At 33.5% G+C, this 2327-nt stretch carries 1 protein-coding gene and 1 pseudogene; both read right to left on the reverse strand.

Translation table 11 applies throughout. The features are described from left to right. Positions 1 to 306 (reverse strand): GIY-YIG nuclease family protein (locus BG20_RS04660; RefSeq protein ID WP_010191526.1); only part of this gene is annotated, 306 nt, incomplete at its 3' end. 1 nt (position 307) lies between these two features. Beyond that, positions 308 to 2327 (reverse strand): annotated as a pseudogene (gene uvrA, locus BG20_RS04665) (excinuclease ABC subunit UvrA); the annotation flags it as partial.

Here is a 2327-nt window from a genome sequence, read left to right on the forward strand (position 1 = left end):
TATTCTCAAGTATGTGTAGCGTTGTTGATCTTTTAGTTCAATGTTAAATTTAGGTCGATGTTTTTTTATCATATTTGATTCTAAAAGAAAGGCCTCACTTTCATTATCAGTCAAAACAAATTCTATATCAGAGATATTTTCTACGAGTTTTTGAGTTTTATAATTTTGATTTTTTAAAAAATATGATCTTACCCTGTTTTTTAGATTCTTTGCCTTACCAATATAGATTATTTTCCCATCACAATCTTTCATCAAGTATATCCCAGGATTTGAGGGAATGTGGATTTTGGAAATATCAAATGCCATTTTACTTGGTATAGAGTAATTTTTTGAGATATTTTCCAGTATAGCTTCCAGGGGATTTTGCTACTTGTTCAGGTGTGCCTACTGTGACTATTTGCCCTCCCTCATCTCCCCCTTCAGGACCCAAGTCAATTAGCCAATCAGAATTTTTAATCACATCCAAATTATGCTCTATTACCAAAACTGTATTTCCCAAGTTAACCAACCTGTTTAGTACATCGAGAAGTTTTTGAACATCTGCAAAATGTAATCCTGTTGTAGGTTCATCTAGAATGTAAAATGTTTTTCCAGTACCTCTTTTGGATAATTCAGATGCAAGTTTTACTCTTTGTGCTTCTCCTCCAGACAAAGTGGTAGATGATTGTCCTAACTTGATATATCCCAATCCAACATCAAAAATTGTTTGTAATTTTCTTTTAATCGAAGGAATGTTTTCAAAAAATTCCAATGCCTCAAAAACAGTCATATCTAAAATATCTGAAATGTTCTTTCCCTTATACAAAACAGATAGAGTTTCAGAGTTGTATCTCTTTCCTTTACATTCATCGCATTTTACATAAACATCGGATAAAAACTGCATTTCAATTTGTTTTACACCATCTCCATCACATGCAAAACATCTTCCATCAGCTACATTAAATGAGAATTGCCCCATAGAATATCCTCTTTCTTTGGATAATTCTGTATTTGCATACAGTTCTCGTATATGTGTAAAGACTCCAATGTAAGTAGCAGGATTTGAACGGGGTGTTCTTCCAATTGGAGATTGATCAATTGCTATTACTTTATCAATATTTTCAAGACCTATGATTTCAGTGTGACGTCCAGGTTTTACAGTTGTGCTGTAAAAATGACTTTCAAGGGATTTTAATAAAATATCATTGATCAGCGTGGATTTTCCTGAGCCAGATACACCAGTAACTGAAACAAAGAGACCTAAAGGAATCTCAACATCAATATTTTTTAAATTATTTTCAGCTGCTCCCTTTACTATCAAAGAACCAGAACGATTACGTGTCTTTTCTCCAAGATTTATCAGGGAATTATTTTTCAGATAATTACCTGTTACTGACTTTGTGCTTTTTAGAATTTGATTAATTGTACCCTCAAAGACAACATTACCGCCATGCACACCTGCACCTGGACCTAAATCCAATATCCAATCTGAATTTCGCATTATTTCTTCGTCATGCTCTACTACAATGACAGTATTTCCAAGATTTCGTAGTTTTGTTAGCGTTTTAATCAGGCGTTCATTATCCCGTTGATGCAATCCTATAGTAGGCTCATCAAGTACATACAATACTCCAGTAAGGTTAGAACCGATCTGAGTAGCTAATCGAATTCTTTGAGATTCACCTCCAGAAAGAGTAGAACTCAATCTATTCAACGTAAGATAGTTCAAACCGACATTCATTAAAAATTCTAATCTCTCTTTGATTTCTTTTAGAACATCACGTGCAATGTATTGCTCATTTTCAGTTAGTTTCAGTGTTGCAAAAAAATCATAGCATTGATCAATTGATAAATCACACACATCCATTATTCCTTTATCATTTATTTTTACTGCGAGTGATTCAGGTTTTAATTTTTTTCCGTTACATGAAGTGCACGGTGTATCTCTCATGAATTGTTTTAACCATTCACGTTTTGATTCAGAGTCAGTTTCCATAAATGAACGTTGTAGATTAACCAGTACTCCTTCAAATGCATCTGTGTATTGCCAAGAAGAATCTCCAGATTTTGATTGATATTTAAAATCAATCAGATCATTTGAACCATGTAAAATTATTCGTAGATGTTTTGGAGAAATCTTTTCAATCGGAGTCATCAAGTCAAAACCGAATTTTTTCCCAACAGCTCTTAATGCTTGTTTTCTAAATGCTGAAAATCTCCCACTCCACGGAACAATTGCGACCTTCTAAAATTGATTTACTCTTATCTGGAATTACAAGATCTGCATCAAACTCCATTTTTACACCCAATCCATTACATGCTTTGCACATTCCAAATGGAGAATTAAA

The organism is Candidatus Nitrosarchaeum limnium BG20, assembly GCF_000241145.1.
Lineage (GTDB): Archaea > Thermoproteota > Nitrososphaeria > Nitrososphaerales > Nitrosopumilaceae > Nitrosarchaeum > Nitrosarchaeum limnae.